The sequence below is a fragment of the Jeotgalibaca sp. A127 genome, assembly GCF_052266745.1.
In the GTDB taxonomy this organism is placed as follows: Bacteria; Bacillota; Bacilli; order Lactobacillales; family Aerococcaceae; genus Jeotgalibaca.
The window spans coordinates 29,379-47,268 of the sequence record NZ_JBQPRC010000006.1; the positions used below are offsets into that span (position 1 = coordinate 29,379).

Genomic DNA, 17,890 nt, shown 5'->3' on the forward strand with positions numbered 1-17,890 from the left:
AGGAATGGCATGATTCGTTTAACAGGCGTCAATACACTCGTTTTTAACGATGAATTGACTAATAGCTCAAAACAACAATGGGAATATTTTTCAGAATTAGCGAAAATCGGTGTTCCATTTATTGAAGTTCGGAGAGAGTTTATCCGAGATTTCGAGGTTGAGCTACTAAAAACTAATAAAGAAGCTTCGAAACTAGGATTAGCGCTTTTGTACTCTATTCCGTCAACTTTATTTTTTGAAGGGAAAGTTAACAAGGAGTTAACTTCGTTCTTGAAGGAAGCAAAAGAGTTAGGTGCCATTCAGATAAAATTAACAATTGGCGATTACAGGGGTTTTAATCCAGAGTTGGTTTCGGAATTGAAGGAGATATTTGACAAATTCCCCGATGTCCGCGTGAGTATTGAGAATGATCAGTCCATCGAAAATGGTAGTATCCAAGCGTTGCAAACATTTATGGAGAGCGCATTGGCAAATGGTTTAAACTTTGGCCTAACATTCGATACAGGTAATTTTGTATACATAGACGAAGAACCACTAACTGCGGCTTCAAAACTAAATAAATACGTTAATTACATTCACATTAAAAATGTCACAAGAACCAAAGAGAATAATGTAGAAATGACACTATTCCAAAATGGTGATATTCCAATTAAGGAAGTAATGAAGGCAATTGATGAAGAAGAGAGAGTTATTGCAGCAATTGAGTACCCATGTGGTTCTACAGATGAGGCAATGGCTATCTTGAAGCAACAATTTAATTTAATAACACAGTAAATAATTATAATCGGCTCAGGCATTTTTGTCTGAGTTCTTTTTAATTTTAATCGCATCTTGTTATGTGATATACTTGAGAGCGACAAGTTTTAATCGGAAAGGAATAAAGAAATTGACAGAACCAGCAATCAAGTATCGTTTGATAAAAGAAGAAAAGCATACAGGTGCGCGTTTAGGTGAAATTACAACACCTCATGGAACATTTCAGACACCTATGTTTATGCCAGTCGGTACATTAGCTACCGTTAAAACCATGGCACCAGAAGAATTAAAAGAAATGGGCTCGCAAATTATTTTGAGTAATACTTATCATTTGTGGTTACGCCCAGGGGCTGAACTTGTTGAGGAAGCAGGCGGCTTACATAAATTTATGAATTGGGATCGGGGTATTTTAACGGATTCCGGAGGCTTCCAAGTATTCTCATTAGCTGAAAATCGTAAAATTACAGAAGAAGGTGTTCATTTCCGTAACCATTTAAATGGATCAAAAATGTTCCTTTCTCCAGAAAAAGCGATAGATATCCAAAATAAATTAGGTGCAGACATCATCATGAGTTTTGATGAATGTCCACCCTTTAGTGAAAGCTACGATTATATCAAGGACTCTGTGGCTAGAACGAGTCGTTGGGCAGAGCGTGGTTTAAAAGCACATAATAAAGCTGATAAACAAGGTCTATTCGGCATTATTCAAGGTGCTGGATTTAAGGATCTACGTTTACAGAGTGCAAGCGACTTGGTTTCAATGGACTTCCCAGGCTATTCAATCGGGGGATTGTCTGTTGGGGAAACGAAGCAAGAAATGAATGCAGTTCTTGATTATCTAACGCCAGTTATCCCTTCTAACAAGCCGCGTTATTTGATGGGGGTCGGCGCACCGGATTCATTGATTGACGGCGTCATTCGTGGTATCGATATGTTTGACTGTGTTCTACCGACAAGAATTGCCCGCAATGGTACATGCATGACAAGTCAAGGTCGTCTGGTTGTAAAAAATGCTAAATATGAACGGGACTTCCGTCCGCTAGATGAAAAATGTGACTGCTATACATGTAAAAATTATACACGTGCCTATATTCGACATTTATTCAAAGCTGACGAAATTTTTGGATTGCGTTTGACAACGTATCACAACCTGCATTTCCTGCATAATTTGATGAATAATGTCAGACAAGCAATCATGGATGATAATTTGTTGGAGTTTCGTGAAGCATTCGTCGAAGAGTATGGCTTCAACAAAGAAAATGCTAAACTGTTTTAAAATGTTATGGTATCATTTAAATACGATGATAAAAATGACTAACTAGTGGAGGAATTTTAATAATGGATACAATTGTAATGATAGCTTTTTATGCTTTATTATTTGGTGTTATGTATTTCTTGATGATTCGCCCTCAAAAGAAACAAGCTAAGAAAACACAAGATATGTTGAGCCAAATGAAACATGGCGACCAAGTTGTCACTATTGGTGGCTTGCATGGTACGATTGAGGAAGTAAATACTGCGGAAAACACGGTAACACTTGATTGCGAAGGTATTTTCTTAACTTTTGAGAAAAGAGCAATTGCCCGTATCAAAAAATCTGCACCAACAGCTGCAGAACCGACTGTTGTTCTAGATGAAAACACTGAGGATATCTCGGAATAAATAGTTTTTAGGCAACGTGATGGAGTGAAAGTGGATGGCTGAAGAATCGAAAGATTTTTATGAGGAGTTGCTTCCATGGTTTGAACGTAAGGTATCTGAATTTTCTGTAGAAGGTTATCCAAATATTGAAGCCAGAGATGTTTATCTTTGTTTCAAGAATTTTGTGTGGAAGCACTACGTGCCACAACACTACTACCAACGTGTATTCGATATCATGAAATTCACCGTGAATCAATATTTTGACTTTAAGTCACTAGAAGCACAGGTTTATAAGGTCTCATCTTTGGATGATATTAATTTTGATGAGTTTTTATAAAAAATAAATAAGAAGCGGTTAGGGTTAATGCCTTAATCGCTTCTTTTTGAATTACCGGCATTTTTAAGTGAAATAAGAGGTGAAAAATAAGACTTGAACTATATGTGCACAATTTGTATAGTAATTCACAATATAAAACCACTTAGGAATGTTGTTGTCATTCAAATGAAAACGCGTTCAAATGCTTTTCAATTAAACATGTGATTAAAATCACAATAAAGCATTTACTTGCTATGGTGGGTGTTGTACAATTTACTTGTGAAATGATTATCAAGCGATTAGGGGAGATTATTATGGCTACAGAAGTTGAAGAAAGAATTCAAACTGCAGAAGAAGCAATTGCTATCCTGGCAGCAAAAGGTAAAGAAGCTTTAGCAATAATGGAAAATTTCGATCAAGAACAAGTGGATCATATTGTCCATCAAATGGCAATCGCAGCATTGGACCATCATATGGAATTAGCAAAAATGGCTGTTGAAGAAACAGGCCGTGGAGTTTATGAAGATAAATGCATGAAAAATATATATGCATCTGAAAATATTTGGCATGCAATTAAAAAAAATAAAACAGTAGGAATTATCGAAAATAATGATGTGGATCAATTAATCAGAATTGCTGCACCTTTAGGCGTTATTGCAGGAATTGTACCAACGACAAATCCTACTTCAACGACAATTTTCAAATCATTGATCAGTATGAAAACAAGAAATCCGATTATTTTTTCTTTCCATCCAAGTGCAGAAAAATGCTCGACACGTACTGCAGAAATTTTATATGAAGCTGCATTGAAAGCTGGTGCTCCAGAAGGGTGTATCCAATGGGTAGAAGGAGTTTCAATGGATAAAACAGCTGCTTTGTTACATCACCCTGACATAGCGTGCGTATTGGCAACCGGGGGATCTGCAATGGTAAAAGCAGCCTATTCAACTGGTAAACCCGCACTTGGTGTTGGACCAGGAAATGTTCCAGCTTACTTGGAAAAAACTGCTAACATCAAGAAAGCAGTTAATGATTTAGTTGTCTCAAAAACATTTGATAACGGTATGATTTGCGCTTCTGAACAAGCAGTGATTGTTGATAAAGAAATATATGAAGAAGTAAAAGCCGAATTCAAAAAACGACATGTCTATTTTGTAAAGAAACAAGAGCTTTCTAAGCTTGAAAACGCAATGATGCGCGAAGATATGAGCGGTGTAAACGGTCATGTTGTTGGGATGGCAGCTACAAAAATAGCAGAATTAGCGGGAATTACTGTTCCAGCCGATACTAAAATGTTGATAGCCGAAATAGATGGTGTTGGAGCAGATTATCCATTATCTCGCGAAAAACTTTCTCCTGTTTTAGCAATGCTTAAATCGGACACAACAGAACATGGCTTCCAGTTAGCTAAGCAAATGCTGGACCTTGATGGCTTAGGCCATTCAGCAGCTATTCATACCAGACGTAATGATTTGGTAGAAAATTATGGAAAAGAAATGAAAGCTTGTCGTATTTTGGTTAATTCACCATCTGCTCAAGGGGGCATTGGCGGTCTGTATAACCATAACATCCCTTCGTTAACGCTTGGATGTGGATCATACGGACACAACTCAGTTTCTGGAAATGTGTCATCTTTCGACTTGCTAAACATTAAAACAATTGCTAAAAGGAGAAATAATATGCAATGGATTAAAGTTCCAGATCGTATCTACTTTGAAGAAAATTCTATCCGTTACTTACGTGATATGCGTGACATTGAACGTGTATTCATTGTTTGTGATGACGGTATGATGAAACTTGGATATGTTGACACGGTGTTGGAACAATTGAAACAACGTAACAACAAAGTTGTGTATACTATTTTCTCTGATGTGGAACCAAACCCATCGACTGATACTGTACAACGCGGAACGGAAAAAATGGCAGACTTTGAGCCAGATACGATTATTGCAATCGGTGGTGGTTCCCCAATGGATGCTGCTAAAGCAATGTGGTTATTCTATGAACATCCAGAAAGTAGTTTCTTTGGAGCAAAACAAAAATATCTTGATGTTCGTAAACGTACATATAAAATTGAACCAATGACTAAAGCTAAATTAGTATGTATTCCAACAACTTCCGGTACTGGTTCAGAAGTAACGCCATTTGCGGTTATTACAGATAGCAAAACACACATCAAATACCCATTAGCTGATTATGCTTTAACACCTGATGTGGCAATTGTTGATGCACAATTCGTTTACAGTGTTCCTAAATCAGTTACAGCAGATACAGGAATGGATGTATTAACACATGCAATTGAATCTTATGTCTCAGTATTGGCAAGTGACTATACGAAAGGATTGAGTCTGCAAGCAATCAAACTTGTTTTTGAACATTTACGTCATTCTTATGAGTACGGTGATCAAGAATCGCGTGAAAAAATTCATAACGCATCTACGATAGCTGGTATGGCTTTTGCAAATGCATTCTTGGGAGTTTCACACTCGCTCGCACATAAAATAGGCGGACTTTGGGATCAAATCCATGGTCGTACAAATGCCATCTTGCTACCACATGTTGTTCGTTATAATGCTAAAGAGCCAAGCAAATTAAGTATGTGGGCTAAGTATGAACACTTCCAAGCTGATGAGGATTATGCAACAATCGCACGCTATATCGGTTTGAAAGGTGAAACGACTGAAGAATTAGTTGAAGCGTTAGCGACAGCAATTCATCAACTAGGTGAAGATGTCGGAATTAAGATGAGTTTCAAAGAACAGGGAGTACCTGAAGAATGGTTGCTACGAGATGCAGATAAAATCGCAGAATTAGCGTTCGAAGACCAATGTACGACAGCTAATCCAAAACAACCACTTATTTCTGAATTGCACGACGTTCTAACAGCAGCATACTATGGTGCTGAACTAAAAAAATAATAAAAAAAGGGCTCTATAATAAATGGTGTTGGTGAATCGTAATGATTCGCCAGCACCATTATTGTTTTTAAAGACAAGGTTCTATTATTTATGGTGCTGGCAAAGTATTCTTCTCGGAAATCCCGAAGGACGGTGGGGTTGCTTGTGGCCGTGTCCAGGATGCAATGCGAAAGGAGGGACCGTTGATGCTTCAGCGTCTACGGTCCCTTTGAGGCTTGCAAGCCCGGAGACTACAGGCTCAGGGCGGTCCCACGGCGGTACACAAGCAAACACGCGGGCCGAAGAGCATTTCCTTCACCAACACCAGATAACCAAGAACCAAAAAAAGACAACCTTGTGAGTTATTCCTGAAGTTGTTTTTAAGTTGTATAAAAATCATTTGGTGGTATAATGTAAATATAATTTAGGCGCGCCTAAAAAGGAGGGCGGTTATGACACCGCAAAAAGAAGATTACTTAAAAGTGATTGTGGAGTTAGGGGGAGATGAAAATCTCGTCAATAATAAATTAATCGGAGCAGCTCTTTCAGTTTCGGCGGCATCGGTTACCGAAATGTCATTTAAATTATTAAAAGAAGGCTATATCATTCATGTTCCTTACCAAGGCGTCAAATTAAGCGATAAAGGAATTATCTATGCTAATCAAATGATTCGAAAACATCGGCTTTGGGAAGTATTTTTAGCCAAAAAACTTGGTTTTGGATGGGAAGAAGTTCATGATATGGCAGAAGCTCTGGAACATGTCTCTTCTGATATTTTGATTGATCGTTTGGAAGAGTTTTTGGAATATCCAAGCGTTGATCCACATGGTGGGCTGATTCCAGATCGCGAGGGGAAGGTACCAAACCTTGAAACGTGTTATCTACATGAAATGGAAGCAGGTTGTCGCTTCATGATTATGGAAGTAGATGATGACACACACTTCTTGAAATATCTATCTGATAAAAGGATTAAACTGGGCACTTCTTATCAATTAATAGAAAAAGAACCCTTTGAAGGTTCGATTCATTTCTCAGATGAAGTTGGGGAAGTATTTCAAGTTTCATTCAAGGCGAGCCATAAAGTGATGGTGCAGGAGAAACGGGACTGAAGGTGTTTATAAATGGACTATGGAATTCTCACATTTAAAGAACCTACCAATCAAACGGATAGGAAAATAATCCATGTGGATATGGATGCATTCTACGCTTCGGTTGAAATTCGTGATAATCCTTCTTTGAAGAATAAACCAGTTGTCATTGCACACGATCCCCGTACTAGAGGTGGAAGAGGTGTGGTTACGACAGCGAATTATGAAGCAAGAAAGTATGGCATTCATTCAGCTATGAGCGCGCAGCTTGCTTTAGAGAAATGCCCCCATGCTATCTTTATTTCTCCGCGCATGAATTACTATGCGGAGGTCTCTCAAAAAATTAGAAGTATATATGAGCGTTACACGGATATAATTGAACCGCTCGCTCTTGATGAGGCTTACTTGGATGTTACCCATAACAAATTAAATATGAGAAGTGCGACCATTATTGCCAGGAATATTCAGCGCGATGTCTGGAAAGAAATAGGCCTCACATGTTCAGCGGGTGTTTCATACAATAAGTTCTTGGCCAAAATTGCCTCGGATTTTAAAAAACCAGCTGGGCTAACAGTTATAACCCCTGAAGAAGCGCAAGCGTTCTTGTGGGAACTCCCCATTGGGAAATTCTATGGTGTAGGACAAAAGACCGCAGAAAGACTGGAGCAACTTGAAATCAAGACTGGAAAAAATCTCTATGATTTGCCAGCTAAATTTTTAATTGATGAATTTGGAAAAATGGGTTATAGCCTTTATCGACGAGTTCGGGGTATCGACAACAATCCAGTTGCTGTAAATCGGGAAAGAAAATCAGTCGGGAAAGAAAATACTTATGGACCATTCTTGGTTTCTGATGAACAGGTCATAGGAGCTTTACGAGAATTAGCCGGAAGGGTTAGCAATAGTTTAGAAAAGCACAAAGTTCACGGTCGCGTAGTGACGGTCAAGATTAGATACGCGGATTTTGAAACGATTACGCGGCAAAAAAACTTTTCGACTTACACGGAAGGCGAGCAAGATATTTTTTGGAAAGCATATGATTTGTGGCAAGAGCATGGCGAAATCGAAAAAGAAATAAGGTTGTTGGGCATCACTGTATCGCATTTGGCACCGCAATATTACAGTAATATTCAGTTGCCATTATGGGATGATTATAAATTATAACTTGAAGAAAGAAGGTTTATTATGTTAGAGACATTTAGTGGATTTAATCCTGTTTTGCAATCGTTCATTGCAGGCCTCTTTACTTGGGGATGCACAATTATCGGATCATCCTTTGTTTTCTTTTTTAAAACAGTTAATAGAAAAGTACTGGACGTTATGAGTGGTTTTGCAGGAGGGGTTATGATTGCTGCTTCATTCTGGTCCTTGCTAGCACCTTCCATTTCGTATGCAGAAGAAAACGGATATGGAACCTGGTCTTTTATTCCAGCAGCTGTTGGTTTTCTATTGGGGGGCGTATTTTTGCGACTCACTGATGCGATTATTCCTCATCTACATTTGGGAGAGCCTATTGAAAATAGAGAAGGTCCATCAACTGGCGCATCACGAAATTTGCTATTATTTTTAGCAATTACCATTCACAATATTCCTGAAGGCTTGGCAGTCGGAGTTGCCTTTGGGGCTGCAGCACATGGTTTATCTTCTGGTAATACTTTAATGGGTGCAATTGGACTTGCATTGGGTATTGGATTACAAAACATTCCGGAAGGTTCGGCATTGTCAATGCCCATTCGTGCTGACGGAAGTAGCCGTTGGAAATCATTTAATATTGGGCAATTGTCAGCAATTGTAGAACCAGTAGCAGCGGTTGTTGGTGCAGCAGCAGTTATTTCTATGCAAGCGATTCTGCCATATGCATTGGCATTTGCGGCAGGAGCCATGATTTTCGTTGTAGTTGAAGAATTAATTCCAGAGTCTCAAACAAACGGTAACAGTGATATTGCGACCATGGGATTAATGGTAGGTTTTACAATCATGATGATTTTAGACGTAGCGTTAGGGTAACGAGTGGTGCTAAGTGTCTTGTTCCGAAGTTCTTAAAAATAGTCTCGTATATGAAAAATAGAGGGAAGCCCAAATGGCTACCCTCTATTTTTTACTTCTTTTTGTCAGTCAAATTAGCGATGCCAGTGATTACAGTTGTTAATATTCCAAAACCAATACCCACAATTGGAAAAACAATCCAGGCTGTACCCCAAGCTCCGTTGACAAAGCCTTGATAAAGATAGAATAGAGTGGCTAATGGAAATATCACTGCGGAAATTCGCTCGCTATATTTATTTGAAATAACTTGAGCACGGGTATGCGAACCCATGGTTAACAATTTTTCGAATGTATCATTCTGAATACCATAATAGACGAACAAGAATACCCCCACTGCTATGAAGCTCATCAGGAATACGATGCTGATCATATTATCTTCACCCAAGAATACAATGGATAATAACAAAAATACCGGTCCTAATATACAGGAGATAACACCAGCTGCTATAGCATAGCTGAGTTTTTGTTTAAATATTTCATATTGTGCTTTTACTTCAGCATATGTTGCAGGATCCAATCGTAATATTTTTTTATCGAACGGATAGCTGGATTCCTGCATTCCAAAAATGATGAATAATCCTATCCCCATTGCTATTGTCAAGAGCATGAGGACGGTACCCACCAAAGCAAACACATCATTGGATGCACCTCTATTTAATAAAGAACCGATGACCATAGATAGAAAAAGAAAGGCCACAGAAATAATACAAAGAAAAACACCTGTTGCCATTGCCAGTGAAAACTTCTGTCTATGGAAAAGATAATTATCGACTTCACTTCTGGACATGACAATCACATCTGGATCATATTCCTGTTCATCTATTTCCAGGTTATATGCTTCAATTATTTCGTCGATATTCCCAAATTCAGCCAAGACGGTGCCGATTGCTTCATTCTCAGTTGTTCCTTGCTCAATCAAATCGCGGTACTTTTCTTCCATACTTGCCAGCATTTCTGCCTTCAAGCGATTCATTTCTTGATTTTTGGGTAATTTTTCGAAAACAGAATCGACGTAACTGTGAATCGTATTCATGTAAGTTCCTCCTCATATGATAAATCTATGAAATGGTTAACAATTGCCGTAACTTCTTTCCATTCAATTTTTTTTTCAGCTAATATCGCTTTTCCCAATGGCGTGATTGTGTAGTAGGTTCTAGGTTTCCCAAAAGTTTCATTTGAAGAGTAGGCCCGAATGAACTCTTTTTTTTCCAAGCGGGCAAATGCAGAATAGAGGGTTGTTTCTTTCATGGAATATTTGCCATTTGTCAGTTCTTTAATGGTACTTGAAATTTGATAACCATACGAATCCTTGTTGGACAGGAGAGAAAGAATAATTAAATCGTTAAAACCTCTCATAACATCACTTGTAACCATCTTATCACCTCATTTTACTTCACCTGTCGTAGTAACTATACTATAGCATGTTTACTACGACAGGTAAAGTAATGTCTACCATATTATTGTTTGAGTTTCTTTACTTTCGTGGTACGATAGAAACAGAATATAACAGTTTAAAGATACAGATGATACAGAAAGGAAGATAAATATGGAAATATCATGGCACGGACAGTCTTGTGTCCGATTTGAGACACCAAGTGGCAAGAAAATAATTATTGATCCATTTATTACTGGTAATAAGATGAGTGATTTAAATGCGGATACTATCGAAAGCGATATCATCATTGTTACTCATGGGCACTCAGATCATGTTGGGGATACGGAAATGATAGCAAAGCGTACAAACGCATTAGTTATTTCTACTGTAGAAATTGCCGATTATTTTTCTGACCGTGGGCTAAACACCCATGGGATGCAACCAGGTGGGGGCTATGAATTTGATTTTGGATATGTAAAATTGACACCTGCCATTCATGGATCCGCATATCCAATAGGGGACAAACCCTTTACATTAGGAATTGCATCGGGTGTACTCCTTCATATTGAGGGAAAAACAATTTATCATGCAGGGGATACAGCGTTATTTTCGGATATGAAATTGATTGGTGAAACGTACCCCATCGATGTGGCCTTTGTACCTATTGGCGACAATTACACAATGGGGCCAGTAGATGCAGCCAAGGCAGTTACTTTTTTGAATGCAAAAAAAGCTGTTCCCATCCATTACAATACTTTTCCGTTAATTGAACAAAACCCTAGCGATTTCACGTCCTTATTATCAAAAAATCAAGGTATCATTTTACAACCAGGAGAATCAATAAAAATTTAGTATTATAATTTATGTGTGAGGGATCTTAATGGCAACTAAACATGAACAAATTATCCAATATATCGAATCCATGCCGGTTGGAGAAAAACTGTCAGTCCGTACTATTGCCAAGAATATGGGAATGTCGGAAGGGACAGCTTACCGAGCAATTAAAGAAGCTGAAAATAATGGTCTCGTTTCCACTATTGAAAGGGTAGGAACGATAAGGATAGAAAGAAAAAATAAAGAAAATATCGAAACGCTATCCTTTGGCCAAATCGCAAATATCATTGAAGGTGACATCTTGGGCGGCCGAAAAGGGCTGGATAAAACGTTAAGTAAATTCATTATTGGGGCTATGCAAAAAGACGCGATAGATCGCTATATAAGTCCTGGCTCTTTGATGATAGTCGGTAACCGGAATGACATTCAGCGTTATGCGCTTGAAAATGGTGCAGCAGTGCTGATTACCGGTGGCTTCGAAACAGAACCGGAAATTGTTGCCTTGGCTGACAAATTAGAAATGCCCATTTTAAGAACGACTTATGATACCTTTACGGTAGCGACCATGATTAACCGGGCAATGACTGATCAATTAATCAAAAAGGAAATCATGCTTGTTGGTGATATTTATACACGATTAGCAGAAACGAGATATCTAAAAATAGACGATACGATTCTGGATTATCGTAAATTAAACCATGAAAGTAAACATTCTCGTTTCCCGGTTGTCAACCACAATATGCGCCTAGTAGGCGTTATTACGGCAAAAGATATACTCGGGAAAGCAGATTCCATTACGATGGAACGTGTTATGACAAAAGATCCCATCATAGCAAAAGAACACATGAGTGTAGCAAGTATCGCTCACCGTATGATTTGGGATGGCTATGAAGTGATGCCGGTTGTTAAAGACAATTTGCAGTTGTTGGGTATTATTTCCCGTCAGGATGTCATGAAAGCCATGCAGTTAGCCCAAAGACAACCACAAGTCGGGAATACAATAGAGGATCAAATTCTGGAAGGGCTGGAAGTCAGCCATACAATGATTGAGGAAAAAGGTGTGCCGGTTTACCAATTCCAAATCACTCCCCAGATGACCAATAACTTGGGAACTGTTTCCTTCGGGGTGTTATGTGAAGTTATTTCTAGTGTAAGTAAAAAAGTTTTATTTCAGTTCCAAAAAAGAAATGCTGTAATTGAACAAATGGATGTCCATCACTTTAAAATGATTCAAATTGACGGTATTATTGACATTCACACAACTGTTTTTGAAGTGGGCAGACGCTCGTCTAAGTTGGATGTGGAAGTTTATTTAGAGAATTCGATTGTGGCTAAGGCTATAGTTGTTTGCCAAATGATGGAACGAACATAGGGGGAAGTTATTTGATAACCGATTTATTTGAAGAAATTTACGCTAAAATTTTGGAATATGACACAATTATTATTCATCGTCATGTGCGACCAGACCCAGATGCACTTGGATCGCAATTAGGTCTCAAAGCTTTAATTACTAAAAAATTCCCTGAAAAGAAAGTTTATGCAGTGGGGACAGATGTGGAAAATTTGTCTTTTATGGGGACAATGGATCAAGTGGAAAATGAAGCTTATGAGAATGCCTTGGTTATCATTACCGATACGGCCAATCGTCCCCGCATAGACGATAAAAGATATACTAAAGGTAAATTCCTCATTAAGATAGATCATCATCCTGACGAAGATATTTATGGGGATATTAGTTTAGTAAATACCCAGGCAAGTAGCTGTAGTGAAATAATCGCTGACCTAGCCATCTCTCTAGATGCCAGATTACCCATGAATACGGAAGCTGCTCGTTTATTTTATGGAGGGATTATCGGTGATACAGGACGATTCCTCTATCCGGCCACAACTTCCAAGACAATGCGTATCGTTTCTGAATTAATGGAATATGATTTTTCTGCTTCGGAAATGGGTCAGATGATGAATACCAATTCCAAGAAGATTGCTAATTTATCGGGCTATGTGTTACAAAACATCGAAGTGAACGACTTGGGGGTTGCCCATGTTATTCTGACACAAGAAGCTCTGGAGCAATTTGGAGCTGACGATAGTGATACTGCACCCGTTGTGCCTCTACCGGGTACAATTGAAGGCATCGTTTGTTGGGGGATATTTGTTGAGCAAGCAACCGGAGGCTTCCGTTGCAGATTGCGTTCCAAGGGACCCGTCATTAATGAAGTGGCGAAGCGCCATGGTGGGGGAGGCCATCCTTTGGCTAGTGGAGCGAATGCTGCAGATATAGCAGAAATTGAAGAAATAATTCGTGAATTTGATGAATTAGTAGTTGCTTGGCAAAAATAAAGTAAATAACAAAAGCGGCTTGGTTAAACCAGCCGCTTTTGTCATTTAAATTATTTTTTTTTGTATTTCGTTGACCAGTTAAATTCGATCCAGTCAAATCCATCCTGATGCAATAGGTCATAGCTTTCTTTGGGTCCCATTGTACCACTTGCATACTCGTAGATGTGCTCCTCATCTTGATCCCAAGCGTTACGAATGAAGTCGATAAATCTCCAGGATTGTTCAACTTCTTTCCAATGCGTAAAGTTGGTTGGATCACCATTTAAACAATCCAGTAGAAGGCGTTCATATGCCTCTGGGCTATTTGAAACGGTTTGTTCGTCAAGGATTTGATGCATCCGAATATTCTTCATTTCTGTACCTTGTCCAACGCGTTTCGTATTCAACCGCAATGAGAATCCTTCAAGAGGAGAAATGTGAATGGTCAAAATGTTTGGCTGAGCGACTTCCTCAACCCCTTCAGTAGGGAAAAGGTTCATGGAAACGTGTTTGAACTGAATGTGAATATAAGTATCTTTTTGGGACATCCGTTTTCCAGTTCTTACATAAAAAGGCACGCCTGCCCAACGGAAATTATCAACCATAATTTTGCCTGCGACGAATGTTTCAGTACTTGATTCTGGATTCACTTTAGGTTCATCCGTATAACCTGCTTGATCATTCCCAGCAGTGTATTGACCGCGTACAAAATTATTGATTACATCTTTTTCGTTTTCGTAAAGGCGTAAAGAGCGCAATGCTTTTATTTTTTCATTACGGATATCATTACCATTGAGGGACAATGGCGGTTCCATGACTAAAAGTGCAACAATTTGTAGAATATGATTTTGAACCATATCTCGTAAAGCACCTGTATGGTCGTAGTAATCTCCCCGGTCTTCGACGCCAACGGTTTCAGATAAGGTAATTTGTACATTGTCGATATACTTGTTATTCCATAACGCTTCAAAAATCATATTAGAGAAACGGACAGCGGAAATATTTTGTATCATTTCCTTGCCCAAATAGTGGTCGATACGGTAAATTTGGTCTTCTGAGAACGAGCGGGTTAATTGCTCATTCAATTCAGTTGCTGATTTTAAGTCATGACCAAAAGGTTTTTCGATAATAAGGCGGTTGAAACCATTCTCTGTGATTAAATGATTAGCTTTAAGCATATTTCCGATTGTTCCAAAGAACTGCGGTGCCATCGCTAAGTAAAATATACGATTACCATTGGTTTGATATTTTTCATCTAATTGATCGGAAAGTTTCTTCAACTCGACATAATGGTCGGCATCTTTTACGTTATGGGAAATATAATAGAAGTGGGAAGTGAATGCTTTTAATTCTTCTTCATTTTCTACTACATCTTTCAAAGAATCAGCAATTACTTCATGGAAATAATCATTTGACCATTCGCGACGTGCCGTACCGATGACAGCAAAGTTATTTTTAATGAAGCCTTTTTTATAAAGATGGTATAAAGATGGATACAATTTGCGATGGGCTAAATCCCCAGTTGCACCAAATATGGTGAATAATGCGCTGATCTCGGTATTCATGAGAAACCTCCTCAATTTAGTTAGAAATGTTCATTTATACATTATACTATTATCATTTTTTATCTGCAACAAGTTTTGTGCTATAATGACACGTAACAACAAGAGAGACAAGAGGTGTGCAATGAAATTCGAATCATATAATCTAAAGCCCTTTATATTGAAAGCAATCGAGGAGCTAGGTTTTTCGGAACCAACTGAGATTCAAAAACAAATTATTCCTATTATCCAAGCCAAAAAGAGTGTTGTAGGTAAGTCACAGACTGGTTCAGGAAAGAGCCACAGTTTCTTAATTCCACTAGTCAATGATGTGGATGCAGCCAGCGCTGAAACACAGGTCGTCATCACAACGCCAAGCCGTGAATTAGCGGAACAACTTTATCAAGTGACAAGTCAATTGATATCCCACGCTCCTGAAGAAATTAGAATTTCGAATTTCGTGGGTGGAACAGACAAACAACGTCAAATCGCAAAATTAAAACAACAACAAGCGCATATTGTAATTGGAACACCTGGTCGAATTTTAGATTTGATTAATGAGCAGGTTTTAAAAATCCATACTGCACAAGCTTTCGTAGTAGATGAAGCGGATATGACTTTAGATATGGGCTTTTTACATGATGTTGACCAAATCGCTAGTCGCATGCCTAAAAAATTACAAATGCTTGTTTTTTCAGCGACAATTCCACAAAAATTACAGCCTTTCCTAAAAAAATATATGGAAAATCCACAAGTAATCAATCTGGAACCCAAACAAGTCATCGCTCCCACAATAGCTAACTACTTGCTAGCAACTAAGAGCGGCAACAAGATAGACGTTTTAGACCAAGCGTTATCGATTGGCCAACCATACTTCACGCTTATTTTTGCAAATACGAAGCAAAAAGTAAACGAAATTGCCCATGAGCTAAGAGGGCGCGGATATGAAGTGGCAGTTCTTCACGGTGATATTCCTGCCCGTGAGCGGAAACGTATTATGCGTCGTGTACATAATATGGAATTCCAATATATGGTTGCAACGGACCTGGCAGCTCGTGGAATTGATATCGAAGGTGTATCACATGTAGTAAACTATGAGATTCCTAAAGACACAGAATTTTTCGTGCATAGGATTGGGCGTACAGGCCGTAAAAATTTGCCTGGAACGGCAATAACACTTTATGGGCCGGACGAACTGGAAAATGTTGAAGCATTAGAAAAAGTGGGCATTAAATTCCAGACTGTTACTATCAAAGATGGTGGTTTTGTGGAAACGGATGATCGCAGAAATCGCGATAAACGCGTATCCAAAAACCCTGAAGAAGTGGATCCACGAATCAAGGGCATGGTAAAAAAAGCCAAGAAGAATGTCAAGCCAGGTTATAAACGCCGTTTAAATGAACAAATTAAACAACAGGTTAGAAAAAACAAAGGCTCCGATGGGAACCGTAAAAAGAAACGTTAGTAGCACAAGAGAGGGTGAGATAATAGATCTCACCCTCTCTTTTGTCATTATAATTTTCTGATGTGCTGGACAATTCCTTTATAGTAGATATATAAAGTGATCATGCTAATAATCGCGGTTTGAGCTGCCGGGAATATCCCTACCACATTCATTATCGTTAGGATAAGTGTTGGGATGAATGAAGCAACCAGAACTAATTTAAAATTTTGACTGAACGGCAATCTCATCTGGAATAGTAACGAGAGAATATTAGCCATCAAAGCAATTAAAACAATTTGAAAAGCACCATCAATAATTCCGACCAAAAAACTAACAATCATAACAGGAATCAAGGTGTATGCATTCAAAGAACCGAAATCGGTTAACATCGCTTTAAGGGTTTCTTCAGTCATTCCTTCTAGAAGGGAGTATGATAAATCGAAGTGTGTTTCAGGTGTAGCAATTCTTAAGTACGTTCTTTCCATCAAAAACGAAATAGGTGCCCGTTCAATTTCTCTTTGAACAAGCGCTTGGCTAGGTGCTTTTTCTCTGTTTATGATGAAATTTGCACTATCAGATTTCACTACAAGCGCTTGGTTGAGGTTTTCCTGAAGTTTTAACTCGCCCCCTTCAACCATGAAGGCGGGTAATCTTTCTGAAATAATTTGCATATCCTTGCCGATGATTTCCATACTCTGGATACTTGCTGTGGCATAGGGGATTCCTGTAATGAGTCCAAAAAGCAGGAAAATTGCAGTCGCTTTTTTTCGTGTTAGGCTCGTAATCTTCCACAGATTTTCCGGAAACATAAATACATTCAGGATTATTTGAAAAATAGAAATAATAATCACACTCTTCTCTATAAAAATATAAGTATAGCTTAGCGAAAAAATAATAAAAACGCAACGCAACAAAATAGTGAGCAATTTTTTTGAATTCTTCGAATTCGAATGGTATCATGAACGTAATGTAATTAAAATACAACTTTTTGGGAGGAATTTTTAATGGCTTTCACATTACCAGAATTACCATATGCACACAATGCACTTGTTCCACATATCGATGAGGAAACAATGCATCTACATCACGGAAAACATCACGCTACATATGTAAGCAACGCAAACGCTGCATTGGAAAAACATCCAGAATTAGCTGACAAATCCATTGAAGAATTATTGAGCGACTTGAATGCTGTTCCAGAAGATATCCGTACGGCTATCCGTAATAATGGTGGCGGTCATGCTAACCACTCATTGTTCTGGGAAATTCTATCACCAAACGGTGGTGGCGAACCTACAGGTGAGATTAAAGATGCTATCGAAGAAGCTTTTGGTAGTTTTGATGAATTTAAATCCCAATTTGCAACTGCAGCAACTGGTCGTTTTGGATCAGGTTGGGCATGGTTAGTAGTAAATAATGGTAAGGTAGAAATTACTTCTACACCAAACCAAGACAGCCCACTTTCAGAAGGCAAGACACCAGTTCTTGGCTTGGATGTTTGGGAGCATGCTTATTACCTAAACTACAAAAACGTTCGTGCTGACTACATTGCTGCATTCTGGAACTTGGTTAACTGGGATGAAGTTAACAAACGTTACGCTGCTGCAAAATAAATTAAATAAAAATACCGTTC

The 17,890-nt window shown here is 38.5% G+C and carries 17 protein-coding genes; 13 read left to right on the forward strand and 4 right to left on the reverse strand.

Annotated features, from left to right (window positions below; all coding sequences use genetic code 11):
• The first annotated feature begins 9 nt into the window (after nucleotides 1-9).
• From ACTVAI_RS07540 to ACTVAI_RS07575, 8 genes are all read left to right on the forward strand, one after another.
• Nucleotides 10-774 (forward strand): sugar phosphate isomerase/epimerase family protein, encoded by a 765-nt coding sequence (locus ACTVAI_RS07540; RefSeq protein ID WP_443472932.1) that lies wholly within the window; start codon nucleotides 10-12, stop codon nucleotides 772-774.
• A 112-nt stretch (nucleotides 775-886) separates the two neighbouring features.
• Nucleotides 887-2,032 (forward strand): tRNA guanosine(34) transglycosylase Tgt, encoded by a 1,146-nt coding sequence (gene tgt, locus ACTVAI_RS07545; RefSeq protein WP_443472933.1) that lies wholly within the window; start codon nucleotides 887-889, stop codon nucleotides 2,030-2,032.
• A gap of 62 nt (nucleotides 2,033-2,094) precedes the next feature.
• On the forward strand, nucleotides 2,095-2,418 hold the full coding sequence (gene yajC / locus ACTVAI_RS07550) for a preprotein translocase subunit YajC (protein WP_443472934.1): 324 nt from the start codon (nucleotides 2,095-2,097) through the stop codon (nucleotides 2,416-2,418).
• A gap of 34 nt (nucleotides 2,419-2,452) precedes the next feature.
• A complete protein-coding gene (locus ACTVAI_RS07555) occupies nucleotides 2,453-2,734 on the forward strand; it encodes a post-transcriptional regulator (RefSeq protein WP_443472935.1) in 282 nt (93 codons plus the stop codon).
• 293 nt (nucleotides 2,735-3,027) lie between these two features.
• A complete protein-coding gene (adhE, locus tag ACTVAI_RS07560; protein ID WP_443472936.1) occupies nucleotides 3,028-5,631 on the forward strand; it encodes a bifunctional acetaldehyde-CoA/alcohol dehydrogenase in 2,604 nt (867 codons plus the stop codon).
• A 431-nt stretch (nucleotides 5,632-6,062) separates the two neighbouring features.
• On the forward strand, nucleotides 6,063-6,719 hold the full coding sequence (locus tag ACTVAI_RS07565; protein WP_443472937.1) for a metal-dependent transcriptional regulator: 657 nt from the start codon (nucleotides 6,063-6,065) through the stop codon (nucleotides 6,717-6,719).
• Between the two features lie 12 nt (nucleotides 6,720-6,731).
• The gene (gene dinB, locus ACTVAI_RS07570; protein WP_443486312.1) at nucleotides 6,732-7,862 is read left to right on the forward strand and encodes a DNA polymerase IV; all 1,131 of its coding nucleotides are present in this window, start codon (nucleotides 6,732-6,734) and stop codon (nucleotides 7,860-7,862) included.
• 21 nt (nucleotides 7,863-7,883) lie between these two features.
• Nucleotides 7,884-8,705, forward strand: coding sequence for a ZIP family metal transporter (locus ACTVAI_RS07575; RefSeq protein ID WP_443472939.1), 822 nt, complete (start codon nucleotides 7,884-7,886; stop codon nucleotides 8,703-8,705).
• Nucleotides 8,706-8,796: 91 nt separating this feature from the next.
• Here ACTVAI_RS07575 and ACTVAI_RS07580 read toward each other — a convergent pair whose 3' ends face one another.
• Both ACTVAI_RS07580 and ACTVAI_RS07585 read right to left on the reverse strand, forming a co-directional pair.
• Nucleotides 8,797-9,777, reverse strand: a complete 981-nt coding sequence (locus ACTVAI_RS07580) for a permease prefix domain 1-containing protein (RefSeq protein WP_443486313.1) — start codon at nucleotides 9,775-9,777, stop codon at nucleotides 8,797-8,799.
• Nucleotides 9,774-10,118, reverse strand: a complete 345-nt coding sequence (locus ACTVAI_RS07585; protein ID WP_443472941.1) for a PadR family transcriptional regulator — start codon at nucleotides 10,116-10,118, stop codon at nucleotides 9,774-9,776. Before ACTVAI_RS07585 ends, ACTVAI_RS07580 begins: the two co-directional genes overlap by 4 nt.
• 172 nt (nucleotides 10,119-10,290) lie before the next feature.
• Here ACTVAI_RS07585 and ACTVAI_RS07590 point away from each other — a divergent pair, with 172 nt between their 5' ends.
• From ACTVAI_RS07590 to ACTVAI_RS07600, 3 genes are read left to right on the forward strand one after another with little or no spacing between them, the layout of a single operon-like run.
• Entirely contained in the window at nucleotides 10,291-10,971 is a 681-nt protein-coding gene (locus ACTVAI_RS07590) for a metal-dependent hydrolase (RefSeq protein ID WP_443472942.1), read from the forward strand.
• A gap of 28 nt (nucleotides 10,972-10,999) precedes the next feature.
• On the forward strand, nucleotides 11,000-12,325 hold the full coding sequence (locus ACTVAI_RS07595) for a DRTGG domain-containing protein (protein WP_443486314.1): 1,326 nt from the start codon (nucleotides 11,000-11,002) through the stop codon (nucleotides 12,323-12,325).
• An 11-nt stretch (nucleotides 12,326-12,336) separates the two neighbouring features.
• A complete protein-coding gene (locus tag ACTVAI_RS07600; protein WP_443486315.1) occupies nucleotides 12,337-13,293 on the forward strand; it encodes a DHH family phosphoesterase in 957 nt (318 codons plus the stop codon).
• A 50-nt stretch (nucleotides 13,294-13,343) separates the two neighbouring features.
• Here the strand turns inward: ACTVAI_RS07600 and zwf are convergent, their stop codons facing one another.
• Nucleotides 13,344-14,837: a glucose-6-phosphate dehydrogenase gene (gene zwf, locus ACTVAI_RS07605; protein WP_443486316.1), complete on the reverse strand. Its 1,494-nt coding sequence runs from the start codon at nucleotides 14,835-14,837 to the stop codon at nucleotides 13,344-13,346.
• Nucleotides 14,838-14,958: 121 nt separating this feature from the next.
• On the opposite strand from zwf, the gene ACTVAI_RS07610 reads away from it, so the two are divergent.
• Entirely contained in the window at nucleotides 14,959-16,278 is a 1,320-nt protein-coding gene (locus ACTVAI_RS07610) for a DEAD/DEAH box helicase (protein ID WP_443472946.1), read from the forward strand.
• Between the two features lie 47 nt (nucleotides 16,279-16,325).
• Here the strand turns inward: ACTVAI_RS07610 and ACTVAI_RS07615 are convergent, their stop codons facing one another.
• Nucleotides 16,326-17,108, reverse strand: coding sequence for a DUF1189 family protein (locus ACTVAI_RS07615; RefSeq protein ID WP_443472947.1), 783 nt, complete (start codon nucleotides 17,106-17,108; stop codon nucleotides 16,326-16,328).
• A 153-nt stretch (nucleotides 17,109-17,261) separates the two neighbouring features.
• On the opposite strand from ACTVAI_RS07615, the gene ACTVAI_RS07620 reads away from it, so the two are divergent.
• Nucleotides 17,262-17,870: a superoxide dismutase gene (locus ACTVAI_RS07620; protein WP_443486317.1), complete on the forward strand. Its 609-nt coding sequence runs from the start codon at nucleotides 17,262-17,264 to the stop codon at nucleotides 17,868-17,870.
• Nucleotides 17,871-17,890: the final 20 nt, after the last annotated feature.

What these genes read in the sequence shown, in the direction of transcription:
- ACTVAI_RS07610 (WP_443472946.1), top strand. Translation starts at nt 14,959, where the DNA reads ATGAAATTCGAATCATATAATCTAAAGCCCTTTATATTGAAAGCAATC.
- ACTVAI_RS07620 (WP_443486317.1), top strand. Translation starts at nt 17,262, where the DNA reads ATGGCTTTCACATTACCAGAATTACCATATGCACACAATGCACTTGTT.
- yajC (WP_443472934.1), top strand. Translation starts at nt 2,095, where the DNA reads ATGGATACAATTGTAATGATAGCTTTTTATGCTTTATTATTTGGTGTT.
- ACTVAI_RS07575 (WP_443472939.1), top strand. Translation starts at nt 7,884, where the DNA reads ATGTTAGAGACATTTAGTGGATTTAATCCTGTTTTGCAATCGTTCATT.
- dinB (WP_443486312.1), top strand. Translation starts at nt 6,732, where the DNA reads ATGGACTATGGAATTCTCACATTTAAAGAACCTACCAATCAAACGGAT.
- ACTVAI_RS07565 (WP_443472937.1), top strand. Translation starts at nt 6,063, where the DNA reads ATGACACCGCAAAAAGAAGATTACTTAAAAGTGATTGTGGAGTTAGGG.
- zwf (WP_443486316.1), bottom strand. Translation starts at nt 14,837, where the DNA reads ATGAATACCGAGATCAGCGCATTATTCACCATATTTGGTGCAACTGGG.
- ACTVAI_RS07540 (WP_443472932.1), top strand. Translation starts at nt 10, where the DNA reads ATGATTCGTTTAACAGGCGTCAATACACTCGTTTTTAACGATGAATTG.
- ACTVAI_RS07555 (WP_443472935.1), top strand. Translation starts at nt 2,453, where the DNA reads ATGGCTGAAGAATCGAAAGATTTTTATGAGGAGTTGCTTCCATGGTTT.
- ACTVAI_RS07585 (WP_443472941.1), bottom strand. Translation starts at nt 10,118, where the DNA reads ATGGTTACAAGTGATGTTATGAGAGGTTTTAACGATTTAATTATTCTT.
- ACTVAI_RS07590 (WP_443472942.1), top strand. Translation starts at nt 10,291, where the DNA reads ATGGAAATATCATGGCACGGACAGTCTTGTGTCCGATTTGAGACACCA.
- ACTVAI_RS07580 (WP_443486313.1), bottom strand. Translation starts at nt 9,777, where the DNA reads ATGAATACGATTCACAGTTACGTCGATTCTGTTTTCGAAAAATTACCC.
- ACTVAI_RS07595 (WP_443486314.1), top strand. Translation starts at nt 11,000, where the DNA reads ATGGCAACTAAACATGAACAAATTATCCAATATATCGAATCCATGCCG.
- adhE (WP_443472936.1), top strand. Translation starts at nt 3,028, where the DNA reads ATGGCTACAGAAGTTGAAGAAAGAATTCAAACTGCAGAAGAAGCAATT.